The organism is Murinocardiopsis flavida (assembly GCF_003014485.1).
Classification (GTDB): Bacteria; Actinomycetota; Actinomycetes; order Streptosporangiales; family Streptosporangiaceae; genus Murinocardiopsis; species Murinocardiopsis flavida.
On sequence record NZ_PYGA01000003.1, the window covers coordinates 22,286 to 45,306 of the forward strand.

The window sequence follows — 23,021 nt, forward strand, 5'->3', positions numbered from 1 at the left end:
CGGCGGGTGCGGCGGGGTGTCGAACGGTGGTCGGGGGTGCTGCGGGCAGGGGCCGCGGGGGTGGCGTGGACCCGGCGGGGCAATGTGTGCGTCAGCCCTCGGCCCCGCCGGGTGGCGGGTGTCAGCCGGCGAGGGCCGCGGGGTCGAGGAGGTGCGGGTTGTCGGTGGTGATGCCGTCGACGCCGAGGTCGACGGCCCTGCGCAGTTCGGCCATGTCCTGGACGGGCCACGCGGTCACGGCGAGGCCCGCTGCGCGGAAGTCCGCCATGTGCTCGGGGAGCAGGGTCGCGAGGTCGCACATCACGGTCGCGGCCGTGACCTCGCGGGCGCGTTCGACGAGGGTGTCGGCGACGGCGGCCACGCGGTCGGTGATGAGGCCGATCGGGGTGCCGGGGCGCAGCCGGATCACCTCGCCGAGTGCGGCGTCGTTGAAGGAGGTCACGCGGGTGCGGCGGGCGAGGTCGGGGTCGGCGTCGAGCATCGCCGTCAGCTGCGCGCACACCCGCGGGTCCTTGATCTCGGCCTGGATGCCGATGTCGATCGCCTCGACCACTTCGGCGAACGTGGGGATGCGGGTCTCGGGGTCGGGGTCGAGCGCGCGGAGTTCGTCGAGGGTCAGTTCGCTCACGGAGGAGTCGACGCCGTGGGTCCGGGTGAGCCGGTCGTCGTGCAGCAGGACCAGGTGGCCGTCGGCGCTGAGACGCAGGTCCAGTTCCACCTCGGCGCAGCCTTCGGCGACCGCCCGGCGGAAGGAGCGCAGCGTGTTCTCCGGTTCGACGCCCATGGCGCCGCGGTGGCCGGTGATGACGAGGTCGGTGGCTCGGCGCGGCGCGGCGGTGTCGTTCGTGGTCGGGCTCATTGGACCTTTTCTGCGTATTGGGAACGGACGGAGTCGGCGATGACCTCCGCGCGCCGCTGGACGTCGCCGAAGACGGCCGACGCGCGGTCGCCGTTAGCGTAGATGCGCTGGAGGCCGGTGTAGAGGGCGACATTCACGTTGCGCCCGAAACGGCGGATGTCGTCTGTGGTGCGTGCGGTGGGCAGCTGTTCGATGGACACCGCGAAGTTGGGGTCGTCCTTCATGCGCTTGCGGAGCTCGGGTTCGTCGACCGCCGCCTTGACCGTGGGCAGGTAGCCGGTGGTGAGGGTCCAGCGCGCGGAGTTCTCCGGGCGGGCGGCGAACCGCAGGAACTCGAACGCCGCGGCCTTGCGCTCGGGCGTGGCGTTGCGCATGACGGACATCCCGCCGCCGCCGGTCGCGACGCCCGATTCGGTGTGGGCCGGCACGAACCCCGCCCCGACCGGGAAGGACGCGCCGTCGACGATGCCGCCGAGGGTCCCGGTGGACTCCTGGGTGGTGGCGACGACCCCGTTGGTGAAGTCGATCTTGGGGCTGGCCGCCATGTAGGCGTGCCCGTCGCCGACGAGCGTGCGCTGCCAGTCCCCCGCCTTGATCACCGCGTCGCTGTCGATGGTGATGTCGAGGCCGTCGGAGAACCGCCCGCCCCACTGCCACACCGCGCCCTGGAACATCCAGTCGCCGTCGACCTGGTTGAAGGTGTGGGATTTCAGCGGGCGGCCGGCGACCTTCAGGGCCGCGAGTTCGGGCGCCCATTCGCGGAGCTCGCCCCAGGTCTCCGGCGCGCGGTCGGGCAGCCCGGCCTGCTCGAACAGGTCGCGGTTGTAGTAGAACATCGGGGTGCTGCGGGCGAACGGCACCCACCAGCTGTCGCCTTGGACGACGCCTTCGGAGAACAGCTGCTCGTTGTAGACGCTGCTGGGGAAGTCGGTGTCGAAGTAGCCGGTGAGGGGTTCGAGCGCGTCGTTGAGGAAGAACCGGGTCCAGGTGACCTCGGAGAACACGGCGAGGTCGGGGACCTGCCTGCCGACGAGGGCCGCGGCGACCTTGCGGGCGGTCTCGTCGTAGCTGCCCTGGAACTGGGCCTCGACGTAGATCCGGTCCTGTGCGGCGTTGAACCGCTTGACCATGTCGGCCATCGCCTCGCCGGGGACGTCGCCCCAGGAGTGCCACAGCACGACCCGGGTGCGGTCGCGGTACTCGTCGGGGACCTGGCCGGACGGCTGGTCGTAGTCGGCATCGGCGGGGCGGAATCCGCAGGCCGTGAGCGCGGCGCCCAGAGCGGCGGCCGTGGACAGCCCGAGGAACGTGCGCCGGGTGGGCGCGGTGCGGCGGGGCATTGTCGTGGCCCTTTCCTGACGATTGCGCCGGTCTGCCGCCGCCATCACCCCTTCACCGCGCCCTGGGTGAGTCCGCCGACGATGTAGCGCTGGGCGAGCAGGAAGATGAGCAGCATGGGGGCGAGGACCATGGCGGTGCCGGCCATGATGGTGCCCCAGTTGGCGAGTCCCTCCTGGTCCTTGAGCATCAGCAGCCCGATGGGGAGGGTGCGCATGTGGTCGGAGTTGGTGACGATGAGCGGCCAGATGAAGTTGTTCCACTCCTCGACCACGGTGATGATCAGGACCGTGAGCAGAATGGGGCGCGACATGGGCAGCACGATGGTGAAGAGTGTGCGCAGGTGGCCGGAGCCGTCGACCTTGGCGGCCTCGATGATGTCGCGGGGGATGGTCAGCATGTGCTGGCGCATGAGGAAGGTCGCGAACACCGAGCCGACACCGGGCAGGATCAGCCCGGCGTAGGTGTTGACCCAGCCGAGGCTGGCGACGGTCAGGTAGTTGGGCAGCAGGACCACGTGGCCGGGCACCATCATCGCGCCGAGCAGCACGAGGAACAGCGGCTTCTTGTAGGGGAACGCGAGGAAGCAGAACGCGTAGGCGGTGAGGACCGCGTTGGCGACCTTCAGCGCCGTTCCGACGGCGGTGGTGATGGCGGAGTTGAGGAAGAACCGGTCGAACGGCGCGGCCTGCCACGCCGCGGTGAAGTTGTCCAGGCTCAGCGACGTCGGCAGCCAGGCCGGCGGGAACCGGTAGATCTCCTCCGGTGTCTTGAACACGGCGGTGAACAGCCAGAACAGCGGGCCGAGGAACACGGCCGCCGCCCCGATGAGCAGGACGTATTTGACCAGTGTGGCGGCGGGGGCCCGGCGGCGGGTGTCAGGGCCGCCGGAGGTTCGGGGGGACTGCGGGGTTTCGGGGCGCCGCTCGGTGCGGATGATCGTGTCGCTCACCGGTAGTGCACCCTCTTCTCGAGGTAGCGGGTCTGGAGCCCGGTCATGAGCAGCAGGACCACGAACATGATGATCGAGGTGGTGGCCGCCCGGCCGGCGTCGAAGGCGCGGAACCCCTCGTCGTAGATCTGCCAGCTGAGGATGGTGGTCGACCCGGCGGGGCCGCCCGCGGTCATCACGGCGATGATGTCGAACGCCTGGAAGGTGCCGATGATCGTCGTGATGAGCAGGAAGAACGTGATGGGGGTGAGGAGCGGCAGGGTGATGCGGCGCAGGAGCGTCCACGGCCCGGCGCCGTCGATCGCCGCCGCCTCGTAGAGGTCCTTCGGCAGGGACTGCAAGCCGGCGAGGTAGATCAGCGCCGCGAACCCGATGTTCTTCCACAGGTAGACGATGATGACGCCGGGCAGCGCCCAGGTGGAATCGGTCATCCAGTCGGGCGAGGTGACGCCCATGGGCTGGAGCAGGGCCCGCATGAGCCCGTATCCGGGGTCGAAGATGAACAGCCAGATGGTGGCGACGGCGGCGCCGGAGAGGATGTGCGGCGCGAACGCCGCGGTGCGCACGAGTCCGCGCCCTTTCAGCGGCTGGTCGAACAGCAGCGCCAGTGCGAGGCCCAGGACGATGCTGCCCGCGACGACCACACCGGTGAACACCACGGTCGTGAGGAGGACCTGGTGGAACGCGGGGTCGGTGAGTGTGGCGGTGTAGTTGCCGATTCCGGCGTATCCGGGTGCCGCGGCGATCAGGTTCCAGTCGGTGAAGCTGAGGAACAGGTTGTAGAGCACCGGCCAGTACGCGAAGACCGCGATGACGAGGAAGTTCGGTGCGATGAACGCCAGGAACAGCAGGTATTCCCGGCGGATCCGGCGGCGCGGCGTGCCGGCGGGGGCCGCCGCGGGCGACGCGGTGCTCATGTCCGGCCCGGCGGGGTGGGCCCCGGCGCGTGGCGTGCGCGGGACTGGGGGACGGGGGTGGGGACGTTCATGGGGGCCTCGTCGGTCGGAGGGGACGGCGGGTCCTGTGGTGTCGCTGTGTCACGCGTCTCGTTTGCTGGCGTGAAATTAGCATTCGCGTGTGAAGATAACAAGACTTCATAACGTGAATGCCCGTGCGGGTCCTGCTGCCCGCTGTAGGTGCCCTGGGGCCGTCGTCCGGCGAGAAACGCCAGTTCAAGGGGTAACTAGCGGCTTCTCTGCGGGAGACGCGGGTGTGGCCGCCACCGCGAACCGGTCCCTGGCCCGTTCGTCGGACGACTGGAAACGTTAAGATGGCGCACACTTAACATTTTTCTTGTTAAGAGTGAGTTCGACGCGACCCCGGGAGCCAGTTGTGGCAAGCACGCATCAGCGTGACGACGTGTGGATCGGCGCGGACATCGGCACGCAGAGCGTCCGCGTCCTCGCCGTCACCGGAGACGGGGACGTCGTCGGCAGCGGGACCGCGCCGCTGCACAGCATCCGGTCCGGCGACGGCGGCCACGAGCAGCTCCCGGACGAGTGGTGGCGCGCACTGGGCACGGCCGCGCGCGAGGCCGCGGCGGGCATCGACCCCGCCCGCCTCCGGGCCGTCGCCCTGTGCGCGACCTCGGGAACGGTGCTGCTCACCGACACCGGCGGCGCACCGGTCGGCCCAGCCCTGATGTACAACGACGCCCGCGCCGAGGCGGAGGCGCGCCGCGCCGCGTCCGGGCACGCCACCTGGCGGCGCCTCGGGTACACCATGCAGCCCACCTGGGGGCTGCCCAAACTGCTGTGGCTGCTCGGCCGGCACCCCGGCCGGCACCTCCTCGCACACCAGGCCGACCACCTCACCGCCCGCCTGACCGGCCACCGGACCCCCGCCGACTCCAGCCACGCCCTCAAGACCGGCTACGACGTCGCAGCGGACCGCTGGCCCACCGAGGTCCTCGACACGCTCGGCGTCGACCCCGCCGTCCTCCCCGACGTGGTCGCCCCCGGCACCGTCGTCGGCCGGATCGGCGCGGCCGCGGCCGAGCACACCGGCCTGCCCGAAGGACTCGCGGTGAAGGCGGGGATGACCGACGGCTGCGCGGCCCAGATCGCCGCCGGCGCCCTCGCCCCGGGGCAGTGGAACTCGGTGCTCGGCAGCACCCTCGTCCTCAAGGGCGTCACACCCGAGCTGCTCATCGACCCCGGCGGGGCGCTCTACAACCACCGCCACCCCGACGGCGGCTGGCTGCCCGGCGGCGCCTCCAACGTCGGCGCCGCCGCCGTCGCCGCCCGGTTCCCCGGCGCCGACCTGGCGGCCCTCGACGCCGCCGCGGCGCAGCGGCCGCACCCGCGCGGGCTGGTCTACCCCCTCACCGGGCACGGCGAGCGGTTCCCCTTCGTACACCCCGGCGCGCGGCCCTTCGCGACCGCCGCGTTCGCCGACGACGTCGACCACTACAACGCGGTGCTGCACGGCGTCGCCTACATCGAGCGGCTCAGCCTCGACCGGCTCGCAGCGCTGGGCGCCCGCGTCGAGGAGCTGTCCTTCACCGGCGGCGGCGCCCGCAGCCCGCAATGGACCCGGTTGCGCGCCGACGTCCTCCAGAAGCCCGTGCGGATCCCCGCCCAGCCCGAACCGGCGTTCGGCATGGCGGTCCTCGCGGCGAGCGACGGCTCGCTGACGGAGACCGCCGCAGCGATGGTCCGCACCCGCGCGGTCGTGGCGCCCCGCCCCGACCGCGCCGATCAGCACGACGACGGCTACCGCCGGCTCGTCGGCGAGCTCGCCGCACGCGGCTACCTCGACCGGCGCCCCGGCACCGAAACCGAGGAGACCGCGTGAGCACCACCATCGTCCTGGCCCGGCACGGCCGCACCGCCTGGCACGCAGACAACCGCTACGCCGGTGTCAGCGACATCGACATCGACGGGGTCGGGCGCGCGCAGGCGCTCGTCCTCGCCGAGTGGGCCCGCGGTTACGCGCCGGACGCGCTGTACTGCTCGCCGCTGCGGCGGTCGCGGCAGACGGCGGCCCCCGTGGGCGCGGCGCTGGGCCTGGAACCCGCGGCGGACGAGCGGATCCGCGAGGTCGCCTTCGGTATCGCCGAGGGCCGCACCCTCGCCCAGCTCGCCCCCGCCGTCGCCGCCCGCTTCGAGGCCGACCCCGTGACCGGCTACTTCCCGCAGGGCGAGGACCCCGCCGCCGCAGCGGAGCGGGCGCGCGAATGGGTCGTCGACACGGCGGCCGCCCACCCCGGCGGGCGCGTCCTCGCCATCGCGCACAACACCCTGATGCGGCTGCTGGTGTGCCGGGTCATGCTCAGCCCGCTCGGCGAGTACCGCCGGCTGCTCCCCAAGGTCGCCTCGACCGGCCTGACGACGCTGCGCGTGACCGACGGCCGCATCGCCCTGGAGTCCTACAACGCCACACCCGGCCCGGACCCCGCTGCCGGCGGCGTTGGCGGCGCGGCGGCGGAGCGGGAGACTCGGCGCTGAGGCAGACGACGACGCGACCCCGAGGGGACCCCGAACCCATGACCGCCGACGAGAACGAGCAGAGCCGCCCGGCGCGCAGGCGCGCCGGTGTCGCCGACTACATCCTCCAGCACGGTTCGGCCCCCGCGTCGGAGCTCGCGGAGGTCTTCGACGTCAGCGTCATGACCGTGCACCGCGACCTGGACGAACTCGAACGCCAAGGTGTGGTCCGCAAATACCGCGGCGGGGCGAGCGCGCAGCCCACCAGCGTGTTCGAGAGCAACGTCGGGTACCGGCTGCGCACGGCGCAGGCCGCGAAGAACACCCTCGCCGCCTACGCCCGCACCCTGGTCGAACCGGGGATGTCGGTGATGCTGGACGACTCCACCACCACCCTCGCCCTCGCCCCGCTGCTGGCCGACGCGGCGCCGCTGACCGTCGCCACCAACTTCCTGCACACCATCAAGCTGCTCACCGGGGTCCCCGGCATCCGGCTCCTCGCGCTGGGCGGCGAGTACCACCCCAACCACGACTCCTTCCTCGGCGTGCCCTGCATCGACGCCGTCGAGGCCCTGCACACCGACCTGCTCGTCGCCTCCACCTCCGCCGTGTCGGCGACGCACGCCTACCACCAGGAGCAGGAGATCGTCCTGGTCAAGCGGGCCATGATGCGCGCGGCAGGCCGCAAGGTGCTGCTGCTCGACCGCGGCAAGATCAGCCGGACCGCCCTGCACCGCCTCGCCCCGCTCACCGACTTCGACCTCGTCGTCGTCGACGACCGCACCTCCGAGAGCGAACTCCGCACACTGCGCGACAACGGCGCCGCCGTGGAGGTCGCGCACAGTTGAGCGCTCCGGCGCCCCTCACTGGACAAGGAACACCGTGAAGATCCTGACAGCAGGCGACCACTTCGTCACCAACGGGCTGCTCGCCGACGCCCTGCACGACCGCCTCGGTGCGCCCTTCGACCACGCCGAACTCACCCTGCCCTGGCCGCACACGCCCTTCGGCCCGGTCGGCGAGGTCCAGGAGGCCTCCGACGCCGAGGACGCGCTGATCGCGGCGCTGCCCGGCGTCCGCGTCGCCGTCACCCAGATGGCGCCGTTCACCGAACGGGCCCTCGACGCCGCCGACGCGCTCGAACTCCTCGTCTGCTGCCGGGGCGGCCCGGTGAACGTCAACCTGGCCGCCGCGGCGGCGCGCGGCATCGCCGTCGTCGCCACCCCCGGGCGCAACGCCACCGCAGCGGCCGAGCACACCGTCGCCCTGCTGCTGGCGGCGAAGCGCGCCGTGCCGCGGACCCACGCCGGGCTCGCCGCCGGACAGTGGCGCAGCGACCTCTACGCCTACGGCGAGTGCGGGACCGAACTCGGCGGCAGCACGGTCGGGCTCATCGGCTACGGCGCCATCGGCAGGAAGGTCGCGCGGGTCCTGCACGCCTTCGACGCGCGCGTCCTCGTCCACGACCCCTACACCGACCCCGCCGACGCCGGCCCGCACGTGGAGCTCACCGGGCTCGACGAGCTCCTCGCGCAGAGCACCGCCGTCAGCCTGCACGCGCGGCTGACACCCGAGACCGCCGGACTGGTGGACGCCGCCCGGATCGCGGCCATGCCGCCGGGCGCCGTCCTGGTGAACACGGCGCGCGGCGGGCTCCTGGACTACCCGGCCGCGGCGGCGGCGCTCGTCAGCGGGCACCTGGGCGCGGCGGGGTTCGACGTGTTCGACTCCGAGCCGCTGGCCGCCGACTCGCCGCTGCGGTCGGCGCCCAACGTCGTCATGACCCCGCACCTCGCCGGGGCGACCCGCGAGACGGCCCACCGCGCCGCCCGGCTCTCGGCCGAGGCCGTCGCCGACCACCTCGCGGGGCGGACCCCGCAAGGCCTGGTGCCCGCGGCGGCGCGATGACGCGCACCGCCGTCCCGGCCGGCGCCGCCCCGTTGCGATGAGCCCGGCCGACGGTGCGATGTGGGCGCTGGCCGCCCTCTTCGTGCTCGCCGCCGGGGCCAACGACGGCGCGGCGGTCGCGGCACTGGCGGGGCGGGTCCCCGGCCTGCCCAGGGGCGCGGCGCCGCTGCTGCTCGCCGCGGCGCTGGCCGTCGTGCCGCTCGTCCTGGGGACCGCGGTCGCCGGGACCCTCCTGCGCGGCGTGGTGGCCCCCGAAGGGGGCGGGGTCCTCGCCATCGCACTGGGGTTCGCGGCGGCGGTCGCCGTTGTCGGCGCGCTCACCCGGCAGGGCCTGCCCACCAGCCTCACCCTCGCCGTGGTCGGCGGGATCACCGGCGCCGCCGCCGGTGCCGGGCTGCCCGTGCGGTGGACGACGGTCGCGCTGGTCCTCGCCGTCGGGCTCGCGGCGCCGCTGCTGGGCGCGGTCCTGGGGTCCCTAATCGCCCGCCTCTTCGCGCACGCCCCGGTACTGCCCCGCCGCGCCGTCCGGGCCGGGCACGCAACGGCCTGCCTCGCCCAATGCGCGGCCTACGCCGCCAACGACGGCCAGAAGGCGTTCGTGCCGATCGCCCTCGCCGCCGGTGCCGCCACCGGCGCGCCCCTCGCGGCCTGGTGGTACCCGGCGGCGGCCGTCCTCTTCCTCGCGGGCACCCTCCTCGCCCTGCCGCGGATGGCGGGGGCGCTGGGCAACGGCGTCCTCGCCACCCGGCCCGGGCACGCCGTCGCCGCCGAGGGCGCCGCGGCGGCGGCCGTGCTGGGCACCGGCGTCCTCGGGTACCCCGTCAGCATGACCCAGACCATCACCGGCGCCCTAGTGGGCGCCGGTGTCAACGACGGCTACCGGCGGGTCCGCTGGCGCGCCGCCGTACGCGTCGGCGCCGCGTGGGCGCTCACGCTCCCGCTGAGCGCCGCCGCGGCGGCACTGCTCGCAGCGGGCGCGCCATTGATCGGGAGTGTGTCGACATGAGGTTCCGCCGGCTGCGCGCACGCGTCCCTCGGACCGCCACCGCCCGCCTCACCGAGGCGCTCCTCGGCCAGTTGGGCGCCGTCGCGGAGGGCGTCGCGCTCGCCACGGCGATGGCGTCGGGCGAGCGGTCGCGCGGCACCGCGCGGCGGCGCATGGCCGAGATCGAGCACCGCGGCGACGCCGGCCGCGCCGACCTCGTCACGGTGCTCGGCCGCAGCCTGGCCGCGCCGATCGACCGCGAGGACCTGTTCCGGCTCTCCCGCTCGGTCGACGACGTGCTGGACACGCTGCGCGACTTCGTCCGCGAATCGGACCTGTACCGGGTGTCCACCCAGGAGGCGTTCGTGCCGCTGCTGAACGGGCTCGGCGAGGGCGTCGAGGCGCTGCGCGCGGCGGTCGGCGCCCTGCCGTCGGACCCCCGCGCGGCCGCCGACCACGCGCTGCGCGCCCGCAAGATCGCCGGGGGAGTCGACCGCGCGCAGCAGTACCTGCTGGCCGACCTGGTGGACGGCCGCATCACCGCCGACATCCTGAAGCGCCGCGAGCTCACCCGGCGCCTCGCGCTGGCGGCCGCCCGCCTGGGCGAGTCGTGCGACGTGCTCGCCGACGCTGTCTTCAAACGCGGCCACTGACTCCGGCCCGCCGACCCGGCGGGCCGATCGGGACGGCCCGGCTCAGGGCCGCGGCGCCGCCGAGGGGCGGGCCGCCGCCATGTGCCGCCAGCCCTCCCCCGCGGCGGTGCGCAGCGCGAGGAACCGCGCGAAGAGCTCGTCGTAGTAGCGGGCCGCGGCGGCGTCGGGTTCGCACACGTCGCGGACCCGGACCGACGCCGCTGCCGCCGCGGCGAGGTCGGGGTGGTCGCCGAGCGCGACCAGGCCGCACAGCATCGCCCCTTTGGCGCCGACCTCGGTGTCGGTGGACCGGACGGCGGGGACCCCCGTGACGTCGGCGATGAGCTGCCGCCACGCGTCGCTGTTCGCGCCGCCGCCGCACAGCCGCAGCTCGCTGACGGTGTCGGCGCCGCCGGCGACCGCGGCCTCCAGGCAGTCCCGCACCACGAAGCTCAGGCCCTCGAACACCGAGCGCGCCATCTGCGCCCGGTCGTGCCCCAGCGTCAGTCCCCACCAGGTGCCGCGCGCGGTGGGGTCGAGGAACGGCGCCCGCTCCCCCGACGGCGACAGGTAGGGCAGGAACACCAGGCCGCCCGACCCGGGTGCGGCCTGCTGCGCGAGCGCGCCCAACGCGATCGGGTCGGCGACACCCAGCAGGTCGGCGGCCCAGGTCAGGACGCCTGTCCCGGCGAGTGTGGGGAAGGCCCGCAGGACCGAGTCGGGGCCGAGGGCGACCGTGAGGCCCGCGGGCTCGCCCGAGGTGTCGGGCGCGGACCGCACCACCTCCGTGCACAGGGTGGTGCCGAGGATCGTGCACGCCTGGCCGTCGCGCACCGTGCCGGTGCCGATGGCGGTGGACGCGACGTCGTACGGCGCCAGGACCACGGGCAGCCCGGCGGGCAGGCCGGTGTCGGCGGCGCCGGCCGCCGACAGCCCGGCCGCCCGGCCGGAGTCGGGCAGCACCTCGGGCAGCAGCGGGCGCGCCCAGTCCAGGCCGAACAGCGCGAGGGACCGGTCGCTGTAGGTGCGGGTGACCGGGTCGAGGAACGGCGCGGACGCGTCGGCCTCGTCTACCGCCGCCTTGCCCGTGAGCCGCAGGAACACCCACCCGCCGCAGTACAGCGCCCGCGCCGAGCGGGCGAGGCGGTCGGGGTCGTGCTCGGCGAGCCACGACAGCAGAGCGTTGGGCAGCCCGGCGAAGGTCAGCGACCCGTTGGCGCGGAACGCCTCGTCCAGCACGCCGGCCGCCCGCCACCGCTCCACGACGTCGACGGCCCTGCCGTCGGACCACAGCATGGCCGGGCCAGTCGGGCGGCCCTGCGCGTCGACCAGCCAGCACCCGTCGCCCTGCGCGGTGACCGCCATGGCGCGCACGGGGAGCCCCGCCGCGGCGACGGCCTCGCGGACGGTCCGCACCACACCGGCCCACACCGCGTCCATGTCCTGCTCGGCGCGGTCCGGGCCGGGACGCAGCACCTCGGTGGCGACCCGCGCGACGGCGGCCTCGCGGCCCTGCTCGTCGAAGACCACGGACTTGATGAGGGACGTCCCGACGTCGACGGCGAGAAAAGCCATGCTGTCCTCCTGGCTGGGGGGCCGGTGCGGCGGTGCGCCGGGGCGCGCCGATCGGGTCAACCGTACGGAACGCCGCCCGGACACCGTCCGGCGGAGGCCCGCAACCGCACCGGCGGAGGGGCGCGACGGCCGGGAGGCGCCCGCGGACGCGCGGCACCCGGGCCCCGGCCCCCGGCTGTCCGGGGGCCTGGGTGCGCCTTGTCGGCGTGGTGCCGATCTTGAAAAATAACCGCTGTTTCCGCACGTCCGGCCGTGTTTTGCGGCGAGTCGGCATTGTCCGGGTATGGACACGCCTCGGATGCTCACCACTACACTCTGGCGCCATGTCCGATCCCGCAGAATCAGCGCCCGAACCCGCTGCCGCCGACGGCGCCGTCCGGGCGCTGGCAGCCGCCTCGCCCTGCGATGTCGTCCTCCCCGACGACCCCCGCTGGGCCGACCTCAGCGGCGCGTGGAACGTGCACGTCGCCCAGCAGCCCGCCGCCGTCGTCCTCGCCGACCGCGTCGAGGACGTCCGCGCCACCGTCCGAGCTGCCGCGGACGGCGGCCTGCCCGTCTCCGTGCAGCCCAACGGGCACGGCGCCACCGAGGCTCTGTCCGGAACGGTGCTGATCCGGCCGGTGGGGCTGCGCGGTGTCAGTATCGACCGCGCCGCGCGCCGGGCCCGGGTCGAGGCCGGCGTCAAGTGGCAGCAGCTCCTCGACGCCCTCGACGGCACCGGGCTCATGGCCCTGTCCGGCAGCACGGGCGACGTCTCCGTGGTGGGCTACCACCTCGGCGGCGGCCTGCCCTGGTTCGGGCGGGCCTACGGCACGGCCGCCGAGTACGTGCGCCGCATCGAGCTCGTCACCCCCGACGGCGGCTTCCGCGAGGTCACGGCCGAGACCGATCCCGAGCTGCTGTGGGCGCTGTGCGGCGCCGGCGGCGAGTTCGGCGTGGTCACGGCGATCGAGATCGAACTCGTCGACCAGCCGCCCATCGTCGGCGGCGCCCTCATGTGGCCGGCCGAGCACACCGCCGAGGTGCTGCGGGCCTACGCCGAGACCACCCGCTCCGCCCCCCGCGAGCTGTCGCTGTGGATCTGGCTCACGACCTTCCCGCCGTTCGACCCCATCCCCAAGGAGTTGCAGGGGCGTTCGTTCGCCAACGTCAACCTCACGTTCCTCGGCGAACGCGCGGCGGCCGAAGAGGCGCTGCGCCCGCTGCGGGCCGTCCCCGGTCTCGAGGTCGACACCGTCGCCGACGTCCCCCTGGAGCGCATCGGCGACGTCGCCGGGGAGCCCACCGACCCGATGCCGGCCATGGACTGGTCGCACTACATCGCCGACCTCGACGACGACTTCCAGGCGCGGCTGCTGAAGGCCAACTTCCCCGGCGGCGGGTCGCCCCTGGTCGCCTGCATCCGGCATCTCGGCGGCGCGCTCTCGGAGCCGGGGAGCACCGCGGCCTCCGGCGTCCCCCACGACTACCTGCTGCTGGCGTTCGGCTTCCCGTTCGCCCCCGCCGACGAGGACGCCATCCGCGCGCAGTGGGGCGTCCTCGACGACGCCCTCGGCGCCCACCTCACCGGCCGGACCCACCCCAACATGCTCGGCGACGACCCGCGGCCCGACCGCGCGTTCACCGCCGACACCCTCGACCGGCTGCGCCGGATCAAACGCGAACGAGATCCCCGCGGCGCCGTCCGCGGCAACCGGCCGCTCCGCCCGTGAGCGCCGACCGTGCCGCCCCCGCAGCCGTCCGGTCGACGGGCGGCACGCGCCGACCGGATCGGACGGCCGACCGGGCGGGCCCCCGCTGCGCGACCACCGCGGAGCGGCGCAGCAGGGGCGCCCGACCGCCCATCCACGACACCCCCTAGGCGCTCCGCACCGTGGAGCCGCCCCGGCCCGTACTCCCCGCCCTACGAGGTCCCATGCGCTCAGCCCGGACGCGTTCGATCCGATTCCGGATCCTCGCCCTCCTGCTCGTCCCCCTCCTCACCCTCGTGCCGCTGTGGGGGTTCGCGGTCTTCCTGACCGCGCCCGACGGTCTCAACCTGCTCGCCATCCAGCGGCTGCAACCCGAGGTCGGGGTGCCCAGCGACGCACTCGGCACCGCGCTCGCCGCCGAGCGGCGCGCGGCGATGGTCTACGTCGCCGACCCCGGCTCCGGAACCGCCGAGCTGGAGAAGCGCCGCGACGAGACCGACGCCGCCGCGACGAAGTTCCGCAAGGTCACCGGCGGCGACGTGCAGGACGTCGCGCGGCCCGAGACCCAGGACCTCACCCAGCGGACCCTCGACCGGCTCGGCGACGTCGCCGAGGTCCGCGCGTCGATCGACGACGGCAGCGCCACCGAGGAGAACGTCTTCGGCTTCTACTCCGGCCTGGTCACCACGACGAACAGCATCCTGGCGTCGCTCACCAGCCTCGACGACCCCAACCTGACAGCGGCGTCGCAATCGTTGGGCCGGGTGAGCGCGTCGCGCGACCTGCTCGCCCAGGAGGACGCGCTGCTCGCCGCGGCGCTGGCGGGCGGCGAACTCGACCGCGGCGCCTACTCGCGCTTCGCCAAGCAGGTCGGCGCCGTGCAGGCGTCGTTCGACGGCGCCCAGGCGAACCTGCCCGACGACAGCCGCACCACCTACGCGGGGATCGCCAACGGCGAGACCGCGAACCGGCTGCACGCCATGGAGGACGCCGTCATCGACGCCGGCCCCGGCCGGATCCCCCGGAGCGTCACGGCAGCGCAGTGGCGCGAGGTCAACGCCGACTACATGGGCGAGATGCGCGCGCTCGAACTCAAGACGGGCCGCACCCTCCAGGCCGACGCGCTGCCCATCGCCAACGGCATCCTGGTCCGCGCCGGCATCGCCGCGCTGCTGGGCCTGGTGGGCGTCGTGCTTTCGGTGTGGATCTCCGTGCGCACCGGCCGCAGCCTGATCAAGGAGATCACCGACCTCAAGACGCAGATCAAGGAGGTCGCCACCCAGCAGCTCCCCAACCTCGTGCGGCGGCTCCGCTCCGGCCGCGGCCTCGACATCTCCGACCTCGGGCCGTCGCGCCTGGCGTTCCAGCTCCGCACGCGCGAACTCGACGACCTCAACTGGGCCTTCGACGAGGCGCGCCGCGTCGCCGTGCAGTCCGCGACCGGCGAGGCCAAGCTCCGCGAGAACGTCAACGACGTCATCGTGAACCTGGCCCGCCGCAACCAGGCGCTGCTGCACCGCCAACTCCAGCTCTTCGACCAGTTGGAGCGCCGCGTCTCCGACCCCGAGGAGCTGCGCGAGGTGTTCGTCCTGGACCACCTCGCCACCCGCATGCGCCGCCACGCCGAGAGCCTGCTCATCCTGTCCGGCTCGGCGCCGGGCCGCGGCTGGAGCCGGCCCATGCCGGTCGACGACGTGGTGCGCGCCGCGTCCACCGAGGTGGAGGAGTACACCAGGGTCAGCATCTTCCCGATGAACGCGCCGCACCTCTCCGGCGGCACCGTCACCGACGTCATCCACCTGCTCGCCGAGCTGATCGAGAACGCCACCTCCTCCTCGCCGCCGACCAGCGAGGTGCTGATCCGCGGGCGCGAGGTCGCCAACGGCTTCGCCATCGAGATCGAGGACGGCGGCCTGGGAATGAGCGAGCAGGCGCTCGCCGACGCCAACGCGCTGCTGGCCGACCCGCCGGAGCTCGACCTCGCCCGGCGCACCGAACTGGGCCACTTCGTCGTGGCGACCCTGGCCCGGCGCCACGGCATCAAGGTGCACCTGCGCGACTCCCCCTACGGCGGGGTGACGGCCATCGTCCTGCTCAGCCCGTCGATCATCGTGGCGGACGAGCACGGGGCCGAGCACGACCCGGTCACCGAGGGCCGCGGCGAACCCGAGCAGGCGGCGATCCCCCGCGACCGGGGCACCGACCCCGCCGGCGTCCGGCACCGCGAGGTGTCCGACGGCGGCGAGAACGGCCGCCGCCCGCACGAGCCGGCGCACCGCGCGCCGACCCCCCAGGCCGGCGGCGACGGCCCCGCGTCGCCCGAGCAGCCGACCCGCCCCCCAGGGCCGGAGCACGCGCCGCGGCCGCGGGCGGCCCGCAGGGAACCCCAGGGCCCCGCGGGACCCGCCCGGCTGCCCCAGCGCGTCCGCCAGGCGAACCTCGTCCCGCAACTCCAGGACGACGGCGCCGCGGCGGGCCCCGGCCCGTTCGACGACCGGCCCCCCGAGGACTCCCGTTCGATGCTCACCGCGCTTCAGAACGGGTGGAACCGGGGCCGCCGCGACGACACCCCACCGACGGAACACCCCGGCGATCCCGGGGCGCCCGATCGTGCCAGCACCGAAGCCGAGGGAGACCAGTGACCACGTCGCCGCCAACGAAGCTCAACTGGCTACTCGACGGTCTCGTCGAGCAGGTCCCGCCCATCCGCCATGCCATCGTGCTGTCGAGCGACGGAATGCTCGTCGGCACCTCGCAGGGGCTCGACCGCGACAACGCCGAACACCTCTCCGCGATCGCGTCGAGCTTCCAGAGCCTCGCGCGCGGTGCCAGCCGCCAGTTCGACGAGGGCGGCGTCCGGCAGACCATCGTGGAGATGGACTCGTCGTTCCTGTTCGTGATCGGCGCCGGTGCCGGCGCCTGCCTCGCCGTGCTGGCGGAGTCCGACAGCGACCTCGGGCTGATCGCGTTCGAGATGGCGCGGCTGGTCAAGCGCATGGGCGAGCACTTGTCGGTGGGCACCCGCACCCCGGTCGGCAATGGTCATGGCCGGTGACGGGCGGCACCCCCGAGACTCCGCCGAGTGGTTCGACGACGACGCCGGGCCGCTGATCCGGCACTTCGCCGTGACCCGCGGGCGCACCCACGCGAGCCGCAGCGACTTCGCGATGGTCGCCGTCGTCCAGACGGTCAGCCCGGAGCCGCACGTCGACCCGCTCCACTGGGGACCCGAGCACCGGGAGATCCTGCGGCTGTGCCGCCGGGCCACCGTCGTCGCCGACCTCGGCTCCGACCTCGACCTCCCGCTGAGCGTCCTGCACGTCCTCCTCGGCGACCTCCTCGACAATGGGCTCATCACGCTGCACGAGCCCTTCACGCCGGGGGAGCGTCCGAGCCCGAAGATCCTCAGGGATGTACTCCATGGCCTCGAAGCACTCTGACCCCGAAGCCCTCGGGCACGGGCTGACCGCGCTGAAGATCCTCGTCTCCGGGGGGTTCGGGGTGGGCAAGACCACACTCGTCGGCAGCGTCAGCGAAGTGCGGCCGCTCCGGACCGAGGAGGACCTCACCCGGGCGGGGTCGGGCACCGACGACCTCTCCGGCGTCGAGAACAAGCGGACCACGACGGTCGCCCTCGACTACGGCCGCATCACCCTGCGCGACGACCTCGCCGTGTACCTGTTCGGCACCCCGGGCCAGGACCGGTTCTGGTTCATGTGGGACGAGCTGTCCAACGGCGCGCTCGGCGCCGTCGTGATCGCCGACACCCGCCGGCTGGAGGTGTCCTTCCCCGCGATCGACTTCTTCGAGAAGCGCGGGGTGCCGTTCATCGTCGCCGTCAACCGCTTCGACAACGCCGAGTACCACGCACCCGAGGACGTCGGCGCGGCACTCGACCTCGACCCCCAGGTGCCGGTCATCGTCTTCGACGCACGGCAGCGCACCTCCGGCAAGCAGGTCCTCATCACCCTGGTGCGGTATCTGCTCGCGTCGCAGCCGCGGGTGCGCGACGACGCGGATGCCGGCGCCGGGGGGTGACCTTCGGCAGGTGCCGAACTCAGGGAGGATTCAGGGTCGGTTTCGCTGTCGCCGCGCCGGATCACCACGCATTATGGAAGGGGAGCAGGAGGACGAGGTACCGCCAGTGCGCCTCCCCGGATCCGGTAAGGAGTGAACGTGGCTGTGTACAACCCATCGCGTCCCCCGAACTCGGGGGGACTCGGGCGGTATCCACCGCAGACCCCGCAGGCGCAGCTCCGCATCACCCACGCCGACCGCGACGCGGCCGCCGACCGGCTCAAGGACGCCTTCGCCGACGGCCAACTCGACCAGGACGAGTTCGAGGAGCGGCTCAACACCGTCATGGCCGCGAAGGTCGGCGCCGACCTCCAGCCGGTGTTCGGCGACCTCCGGGTCACGGGGGAACCCGCGGCCCCCGAGTCCCGCGGCGCCCCCGCCGCGGCGCAGCCCACCAGCGACGAACGCACGTGGGCGTTCGGCGGGCACGTCTCCGGCTACTTCACGCTCGCGCTCGGCCCCCTGCTGGTCCTGATCCTGAAGGGCCGCACCTCCGCGTTCATCCGGCGCCAGGCCATGGAGGCGCTGAACTACCAGATCACCATGATCGCCGCCACGGTGCTCATGACCGTCGCCTGGATCCTGGTGTTCCCGGTGTTCATCTACATGTTCATGGTGCTGGGCTTCGTCTTCCTGCCGATGCTCGGCGGGCTGGCCGCGCTCATGGGCTTCGACTGGCGCTACCCGTTCACGTGGCGGCCCGTGCGCGACGACCCCCGTTCCGCCGGCTCCTGAGCGCGCGCCGACCCTCGTCCCTGCGACGGACGGCCTGAGCGCGCGACGGCCCCGGCCTTGAGAACGACGACGGGCCCCGCCGTGTTCGGCGGGGCCCGATCGCGCGTCCGGGGATACCGGCGGGCGGCGCTACTTCTTCACGCGGCCGTTGAGGTCCTGCGCGGACTCCTTGGCGCCCTCGGAGGCGATGTCCTTCGCCTCCTTGGCGTCCTCGCGCACCTCCTCGGCCGTGCCGCGGACCTTGGCCGTGGTCTCCTTGGCCTTCGTGGCGAGCTTGTCGCGGGTCTCGCGGACCTGCTCGCGCGCGTTGTCGAGGTTCTCCTGCCATTCGGCGTCCTGCGACGCCTGGCGCAGCTTCAGCACCCCGTAGACCGCCGCAGCGCTGAGCGTGACGGCCCCGGCGATGAGCACGGACCGGGGGACGCGGCGCAGGCCGCGCTTGACCGGAGACGGCTCGACCCGGTGCGCCGCCGCGTTGAGGAGGTCGGCGACGCGGGGGGCGACGGTGTCCTCGACACGCTGTGCGGCCGTTTCGAGCCGCGGAGCGGTCCACGTACGCGCCTGGTTCAGGCGGGCGGTGGCGTTGTCGCGAGCCTGGTCGGCGTAGGGGCCCAACCGATCGGCCTGCTCGCGTGCGATCTCCTGCAGACGGGCCAGGGTCGCCTCGGCGTCGATCCCACCCTGACGACGCTTCAACGTGATGGGCACGTCGACCTCCTTTGCGTTAAGGCTGATAAAAGGCCCTCTGCCCGAAAGCGCCGACTCTATGCATGGCGCCGGGCCGTAAGGGGATCAGCGTTTTCGTTATGTTCGCGTGATCTCAAGATACGTCGCTATTCGGGTGCAGGGGACACTCTGACACGCTGTACCCCGCTCCGTGCGCACCGGTTGCCCCTGAGTGACGGCGGTGTGCGGTCGGCGCAGGGGCCGGGCCGGTAACGTTGGCCCGGTAAGCGAATCCAACGGAAAGGCACCCTGGTGTCCGACAACGCCCAGCTCTTCGCCCGGCTGAACACCAACAAGGGCCAGATCCTCGTCCAGCTCTTCGCTGACAAGGCGCCCGAGACGGTCGAGAACTTCGTCGGGCTCGCCGAGGGCACCAAGCAGTGGGTGGACCCCCGTACCGGCGAGAACAGCAACGCGAAGCTGTACGACGGCACGATCTTCCACCGGGTCATCACGGACTTCATGATCCAGGGCGGCGACCCTCTCGGCAGCGGTCGCGGCGGCCCCGGCTACAAGTTCAAGGACGAGGTGCGCAACGGCCTCAGCTTCGACCGCCCCTACCTGCTGGCCATGGCGAACTCCGGCCCCAACACCAACGGCTCGCAGTTCTTCATCACCGTCGGGACCACACACTGGCTGACCGACAAGCACACCATCTTCGGCGAGGTGGCCGAGGGAACCGACGTGGTCGACTCCATCGTTGCCGAGAAGACCGACCAGATGGACCGCCCGCTCAACGACGTCGTCGTCGAGAGCGTCGAGATCGTGCGCAAGTAGCACGGGCGCCCACCGCCCCCTCCGCAGGGAAGCAGGACCAGGAATGAACGCAGCCACCCCTCCCGGGGAGGAGTCCGGCGCGCAGGTGGTGCCCACCTGCTTCCGGCACCCTGACCGCGAGACCTACGTCCGCTGTACGCGCTGCAACCGGCCCATCTGCCCCGACTGCATGCGCGAGGCGGCGGTGGGCTTCCACTGCGTCGACTGCGTCGCCGAGGGCGGCAGGAGCGTGCGCCAGGCCCGCACCGTCTTCGGCGGGCGCGTCATCGGCCGGCCCTACGTCAGCTTCACCCTGCTGGGGCTCATGGTCGCCGGGTTCGTCCTGCAACTGGCCACCGACGGGTCCTCGGGGGCGGGGGCGACCTCCCTGTTCGCAATGTGGGGGCCCGGCGTCTACCACGGCGAGTGGTACCGGCTGGTCACCGCGGCGTTCCTGCACGGCGGGGTCATGCACCTGCTGTTCAACGGGTACGCGATGTACATCGTCGGCCCCCAGTTGGAGCAGTGGCTGGGGCACGTGCGGTTCGCGGCCCTGTGGGTCCTCAGCGCCATCGGCGGCTCGGTGCTGACCTACGTGCTCGACCCCGCGCAGTCGTCCGTCGGCGCGTCGGGCGCGGTCTTCGGCCTGTTCGGCGCGGTGTTCGTCATCGGCCGCAGGCTCCAGCTCGACACACGTTTCATCGTGGCCCTGCTGGCGGTGAACCTGGTGATCACGTTCCTCTTCCCGGCGATCTCGTGGACCGCGCACGTCGGCGGGCTGATCACCGGGCTGCTGCTCGGCGCGGCGTACGCCTACCTTCCGCAGGGGGCCGCGAGCGGGCAGCGGGCCGCGCGCACCCGCACACTGCTGCACACGGCCGTCACGGCCGTGGTGGCGGTGCTGCTGGTGGCGGCGGTCGCGGCGAACACGGCGGCACTCGGGGCGGTCTGACACCGCTCCGACACGGCGCAGTGAAGGGCGGGCGCCCCCAGGGGCGCCCGCCCTTCACTGCGACTGGAGGCGGCCGGGTGCCGATCCGCGCCGGAGTCGGACATGTCGAACAGAGTCACCCACAACCTGTGGATAACTCTGTGGACAACCAGGTGATTGATTGTGGATAACTTGTGAATATCCGTAGTGACCTGCGGAAACCCTGCGGAATCGGGCGGAGTCACCCTGTGGGCATCAATGCCAGCGGGTCGACAGGCCGATGCAGATGATGATCCCGCTGAAGCCGACGGCGAGGTTCCAGTTGCCGAGGTCCCGCATGTAGGGGACCGAGCCGCCGGCGACGTAGTACACCGCGATCCACAAGATGCCGAGGATGCCGAAGGTGAGCATGGTCGGAGCCAGCCAGCGCGGACTGACCTTCGGCTTTTGGGCGGAGGGAGGCGGCGTGTAGACCGCCTTCTTCTTGCGATCGTTGCGGGACTTGGGCACGGTCGCTGCTCCAAAACGAATGGGCTGGGCTTTTTGCGGGTGAGTGATTCAGTCTATCCCTCTGCGCGGGCCGACGGGACTGCGTGCGTCCCGCGGCCCGCCGCCGTGAGGGCGCCGTGCGGCGCCCCCACGGCAGGGGTCAATCGCGTCGGCCGGGGTCGGTGCTCCACGGGAAGTCGGGCGGGTCGACGCCGCCGCCGGGGTCGTCGGGCGGGATGCTCGGCGATGTGGGCGGCGGTTCCGGCGACTCCTCTTCCTCCGGCTCCTTGGCGAGGGTCACCGTCACCTTGGAGTCGGGGTCGACCTCCGTGCCGCCGCGCGGGTTCTGCTCGAAGGCGGTGCCCGGTTCGACGTCGCCGTTCTCGGCCTCCGAGAACTCGGGCTTGAGCCCCGCGGCGGTGATGGCCTGCTCGGCCTGGTCCTTGGCCATGTTGGTGACGTCGGGCACCGTGGACTTCTCCGCGGCCTTGGCGATCACCAGCTTGACCGTGGAGCCCTTCTTCACCGACGAGCCGGGGGTGGGGTCGGACGACAGCACCTCGCCCGGCGGGCGGTCGCTCTCCTTCGACTCGACCGCGCCGGCGGACAGGCCGGCGTCGCTCAGTTCGGTGTTGGCGTCGCTCTGCGACATGCCGACGATCTCGGGCACCTTCACCTTGCCGCTGCCGGCGGAGACCACGAGCGTGATCGTGTCGCCCTCCTCGGCGCCGCTGCCCTCGCCGGGACTGGTCTCGATGACCTTGCCCGCGGCGACGTCGTCGCTCTGCTCCTTCTCCTCGTCGGTGTTCTTGAAGCCGGAGTCGGAGAGGGTCTTCTTGGCGTCGGCCACCGACTGCCCAGCGACATCGGGCACCGTGAGCTCGTCGGTCCCCGAGCGCATGAACAGCCAGCCCACGAGGATCAGGGACGCGAGGACCGCGACGGCGAGGGCGATCCACGCGGCGGTCTTCGCGCCGTTGCCGCGGCGGTCGTAGTCGTCGTAATCGTCGTAGTCGTCATCGCGGTTCACCGGGGGCAGCGCGGTGGTCGCCCCGCCCGCGGCGACGGCCGGCGCCACCATGGTGGACGCTGCCGTGGGCATGCCGTGCAGGCCCCGCTGAAGGTCCTCGCGCATCTCCTCGGCGCTCTGGTACCGGTGCTCGCGGTCCTTCGTCATGGCGCGCAGCACGATCGACTCGATCCACGCCGGGACCTCGGGGTCGACCTGGGACGGCGGCACCGGGTCCTCGCGCACATGCTGGTAGGCGATCGACACGGGGGAGTCGCCGGTGAACGGCGGGCCGCCGGTCAGCAGTTCGTAGAGCACGCACCCGGTGGAGTAGATGTCACTGCGGGGGTCGACGCGCTCGCCGCGCGCCTGCTCGGGCGACAGGTACTGCGCGGTGCCGATGACCTGCGAGGTCTGGGTCATCGTCGCCTGGTTGTCGTTCATCGACCGCGCGATGCCGAAGTCCATGACCTTGACCTCGGCCTGCCGGGTCAGCATGACGTTCGCCGGCTTGATGTCGCGGTGCACGATGCCGTTGCGGTGGCTGTACTCCAGCGCGCGCAGGATGCCGTCGGTGATCTCGGCGGTCCGCTCGGGGAGCAGGCGGCGGTCGTCGTCGAGCAGTTCCTTGAGGGTCCGGCCGTCGACGTACTCCATGATGATGAACGGGATCGACACGCCGTCGACCATGTCCTCGCCGGTGTCGTACACGGCGATGATCGAGGGGTGGTTCAACGAGGCCGCCGACTGCGCCTCGCGCCTGAATCGCGCTTGGAACGTGTGATCGCGGGCCAGGTCGTGGCGCAGTGTCTTGACCGCCACAAGGCGGTCGAGGCGGAGGTCGCGCGCGCGGTGGACCTCGGCCATGCCACCGCGCCCGACGACTACGTCGAGTTCGTAGCGGCCGCCGAGTAGCCGTGGCTGTGACAT

At 72.8% G+C, this 23,021-nt stretch carries 22 protein-coding genes; 14 read left to right on the plus strand and 8 right to left on the minus strand.

Annotation, left to right across the window (positions count from 1 at the left end; genetic code table 11):
- Positions 1-121: 121 nt before the first annotated feature.
- The 4 genes from CLV63_RS05160 to CLV63_RS05175 are packed head-to-tail and all read right to left on the minus strand — an operon-like array spanning position 122 to position 4,066.
- The gene (locus tag CLV63_RS05160; RefSeq protein ID WP_106581743.1) at positions 122-859 is read right to left on the minus strand and encodes a glycerophosphodiester phosphodiesterase; all 738 of its coding nucleotides are present in this window, start codon (positions 857-859) and stop codon (positions 122-124) included.
- A complete protein-coding gene (locus CLV63_RS05165) occupies positions 856-2,199 on the minus strand; it encodes an ABC transporter substrate-binding protein (protein WP_170134151.1) in 1,344 nt (447 codons plus the stop codon). The genes CLV63_RS05160 and CLV63_RS05165 overlap by 4 nt, the downstream gene beginning before the upstream one ends.
- Before the next feature lie 44 nt (positions 2,200-2,243).
- Complete coding sequence (locus tag CLV63_RS05170) at positions 2,244-3,149, minus strand: carbohydrate ABC transporter permease (protein WP_211301171.1); 906 nt, start codon at positions 3,147-3,149, stop codon at positions 2,244-2,246.
- Positions 3,146-4,066 carry a carbohydrate ABC transporter permease gene (locus CLV63_RS05175; RefSeq protein WP_106581745.1) on the minus strand — a complete coding sequence of 307 codons (921 nt, stop codon included), beginning with the start codon at positions 4,064-4,066 and terminating at the stop codon, positions 3,146-3,148. The genes CLV63_RS05170 and CLV63_RS05175 overlap by 4 nt, the downstream gene beginning before the upstream one ends.
- A gap of 415 nt (positions 4,067-4,481) precedes the next feature.
- On the opposite strand from CLV63_RS05175, the gene CLV63_RS05180 reads away from it, so the two are divergent.
- Genes CLV63_RS05180 through CLV63_RS05205 form a run of 6 tightly spaced genes read left to right on the plus strand, consistent with a single transcriptional unit; the run spans position 4,482 to position 10,123 of the window.
- Positions 4,482-5,945, plus strand: coding sequence for an FGGY-family carbohydrate kinase (locus tag CLV63_RS05180; RefSeq protein WP_106581746.1), 1,464 nt, complete (start codon positions 4,482-4,484; stop codon positions 5,943-5,945).
- Positions 5,942-6,598 carry a histidine phosphatase family protein gene (locus CLV63_RS05185; protein WP_106581747.1) on the plus strand — a complete coding sequence of 219 codons (657 nt, stop codon included), beginning with the start codon at positions 5,942-5,944 and terminating at the stop codon, positions 6,596-6,598. The genes CLV63_RS05180 and CLV63_RS05185 overlap by 4 nt, the downstream gene beginning before the upstream one ends.
- A gap of 38 nt (positions 6,599-6,636) precedes the next feature.
- Positions 6,637-7,425 (plus strand): DeoR/GlpR family DNA-binding transcription regulator, encoded by a 789-nt coding sequence (locus tag CLV63_RS05190; protein WP_106581748.1) that lies wholly within the window; start codon positions 6,637-6,639, stop codon positions 7,423-7,425.
- Between the two features lie 34 nt (positions 7,426-7,459).
- Positions 7,460-8,485, plus strand: coding sequence for a 2-hydroxyacid dehydrogenase (locus tag CLV63_RS05195; RefSeq protein ID WP_106581749.1), 1,026 nt, complete (start codon positions 7,460-7,462; stop codon positions 8,483-8,485).
- Positions 8,486-8,522: 37 nt separating this feature from the next.
- Positions 8,523-9,491 (plus strand): inorganic phosphate transporter, encoded by a 969-nt coding sequence (locus CLV63_RS05200; RefSeq protein ID WP_106581750.1) that lies wholly within the window; start codon positions 8,523-8,525, stop codon positions 9,489-9,491.
- Positions 9,488-10,123, plus strand: a complete 636-nt coding sequence (locus CLV63_RS05205; RefSeq protein WP_106581751.1) for a DUF47 domain-containing protein — start codon at positions 9,488-9,490, stop codon at positions 10,121-10,123. Before CLV63_RS05200 ends, CLV63_RS05205 begins: the two co-directional genes overlap by 4 nt.
- 42 nt (positions 10,124-10,165) lie before the next feature.
- On the opposite strand, the gene CLV63_RS05210 is transcribed toward CLV63_RS05205, so the two are convergent.
- Positions 10,166-11,677 (minus strand): FGGY-family carbohydrate kinase, encoded by a 1,512-nt coding sequence (locus tag CLV63_RS05210; protein WP_106581752.1) that lies wholly within the window; start codon positions 11,675-11,677, stop codon positions 10,166-10,168.
- 323 nt (positions 11,678-12,000) lie between these two features.
- On the opposite strand from CLV63_RS05210, the gene CLV63_RS05215 reads away from it, so the two are divergent.
- The 6 genes from CLV63_RS05215 (at position 12,001) to CLV63_RS05240 (ending at position 18,180) form a co-directional block, all read left to right on the plus strand.
- Positions 12,001-13,389 carry an FAD-binding oxidoreductase gene (locus tag CLV63_RS05215; RefSeq protein ID WP_106581753.1) on the plus strand — a complete coding sequence of 463 codons (1,389 nt, stop codon included), beginning with the start codon at positions 12,001-12,003 and terminating at the stop codon, positions 13,387-13,389.
- 203 nt (positions 13,390-13,592) lie between these two features.
- A complete protein-coding gene (locus CLV63_RS05220) occupies positions 13,593-16,010 on the plus strand; it encodes a sensor histidine kinase (RefSeq protein ID WP_106581754.1) in 2,418 nt (805 codons plus the stop codon).
- Positions 16,007-16,423, plus strand: coding sequence for a roadblock/LC7 domain-containing protein (locus CLV63_RS05225; protein WP_106581755.1), 417 nt, complete (start codon positions 16,007-16,009; stop codon positions 16,421-16,423). Before CLV63_RS05220 ends, CLV63_RS05225 begins: the two co-directional genes overlap by 4 nt.
- Positions 16,413-16,808, plus strand: coding sequence for a DUF742 domain-containing protein (locus CLV63_RS05230; protein ID WP_170134152.1), 396 nt, complete (start codon positions 16,413-16,415; stop codon positions 16,806-16,808). The genes CLV63_RS05225 and CLV63_RS05230 overlap by 11 nt, the downstream gene beginning before the upstream one ends.
- On the plus strand, positions 16,789-17,406 hold the full coding sequence (locus CLV63_RS05235; RefSeq protein ID WP_106581757.1) for a GTP-binding protein: 618 nt from the start codon (positions 16,789-16,791) through the stop codon (positions 17,404-17,406). Before CLV63_RS05230 ends, CLV63_RS05235 begins: the two co-directional genes overlap by 20 nt.
- Before the next feature lie 138 nt (positions 17,407-17,544).
- Positions 17,545-18,180: a DUF1707 and DUF4870 domain-containing protein gene (locus tag CLV63_RS05240; protein ID WP_170134153.1), complete on the plus strand. Its 636-nt coding sequence runs from the start codon at positions 17,545-17,547 to the stop codon at positions 18,178-18,180.
- A gap of 129 nt (positions 18,181-18,309) precedes the next feature.
- Here CLV63_RS05240 and CLV63_RS05245 read toward each other — a convergent pair whose 3' ends face one another.
- Complete coding sequence (locus tag CLV63_RS05245; RefSeq protein ID WP_106581759.1) at positions 18,310-18,888, minus strand: YtxH domain-containing protein; 579 nt, start codon at positions 18,886-18,888, stop codon at positions 18,310-18,312.
- Positions 18,889-19,158: 270 nt separating this feature from the next.
- Between CLV63_RS05245 and CLV63_RS05250 the strand changes: the two genes are divergently transcribed.
- The gene (locus tag CLV63_RS05250) at positions 19,159-19,683 is read left to right on the plus strand and encodes a peptidylprolyl isomerase (protein ID WP_106581760.1); all 525 of its coding nucleotides are present in this window, start codon (positions 19,159-19,161) and stop codon (positions 19,681-19,683) included.
- Between the two features lie 43 nt (positions 19,684-19,726).
- Positions 19,727-20,614: a rhomboid family intramembrane serine protease gene (locus tag CLV63_RS05255; RefSeq protein WP_211301172.1), complete on the plus strand. Its 888-nt coding sequence runs from the start codon at positions 19,727-19,729 to the stop codon at positions 20,612-20,614.
- Between the two features lie 234 nt (positions 20,615-20,848).
- Here CLV63_RS05255 and CLV63_RS05260 read toward each other — a convergent pair whose 3' ends face one another.
- On the minus strand, positions 20,849-21,103 hold the full coding sequence (locus CLV63_RS05260; protein WP_106581761.1) for a cell division protein CrgA: 255 nt from the start codon (positions 21,101-21,103) through the stop codon (positions 20,849-20,851).
- A 139-nt stretch (positions 21,104-21,242) separates the two neighbouring features.
- Positions 21,243-23,021 carry a Stk1 family PASTA domain-containing Ser/Thr kinase gene (pknB, locus tag CLV63_RS05265; protein ID WP_106581762.1) on the minus strand — a complete coding sequence of 593 codons (1,779 nt, stop codon included), beginning with the start codon at positions 23,019-23,021 and terminating at the stop codon, positions 21,243-21,245.

Coding starts and splice junctions, on each gene's coding strand:
- CLV63_RS05190 (WP_106581748.1), top strand. CDS start 6,637: ATGACCGCCGACGAGAACGAGCAGAGCCGCCCGGCGCGCAGGCGCGCC.
- CLV63_RS05210 (WP_106581752.1), bottom strand. CDS start 11,677: ATGGCTTTTCTCGCCGTCGACGTCGGGACGTCCCTCATCAAGTCCGTG.
- CLV63_RS05230 (WP_170134152.1), top strand. CDS start 16,413: ATGGCCGGTGACGGGCGGCACCCCCGAGACTCCGCCGAGTGGTTCGAC.
- pknB (WP_106581762.1), bottom strand. CDS start 23,021: ATGTCACAGCCACGGCTACTCGGCGGCCGCTACGAACTCGACGTAGTC.
- CLV63_RS05160 (WP_106581743.1), bottom strand. CDS start 859: ATGAGCCCGACCACGAACGACACCGCCGCGCCGCGCCGAGCCACCGAC.
- CLV63_RS05220 (WP_106581754.1), top strand. CDS start 13,593: ATGCGCTCAGCCCGGACGCGTTCGATCCGATTCCGGATCCTCGCCCTC.
- CLV63_RS05255 (WP_211301172.1), top strand. CDS start 19,727: ATGAACGCAGCCACCCCTCCCGGGGAGGAGTCCGGCGCGCAGGTGGTG.
- CLV63_RS05215 (WP_106581753.1), top strand. CDS start 12,001: ATGTCCGATCCCGCAGAATCAGCGCCCGAACCCGCTGCCGCCGACGGC.
- CLV63_RS05235 (WP_106581757.1), top strand. CDS start 16,789: ATGGCCTCGAAGCACTCTGACCCCGAAGCCCTCGGGCACGGGCTGACC.
- CLV63_RS05200 (WP_106581750.1), top strand. CDS start 8,523: ATGAGCCCGGCCGACGGTGCGATGTGGGCGCTGGCCGCCCTCTTCGTG.
- CLV63_RS05165 (WP_170134151.1), bottom strand. CDS start 2,199: ATGCCCCGCCGCACCGCGCCCACCCGGCGCACGTTCCTCGGGCTGTCC.
- CLV63_RS05175 (WP_106581745.1), bottom strand. CDS start 4,066: ATGAGCACCGCGTCGCCCGCGGCGGCCCCCGCCGGCACGCCGCGCCGC.
- CLV63_RS05205 (WP_106581751.1), top strand. CDS start 9,488: ATGAGGTTCCGCCGGCTGCGCGCACGCGTCCCTCGGACCGCCACCGCC.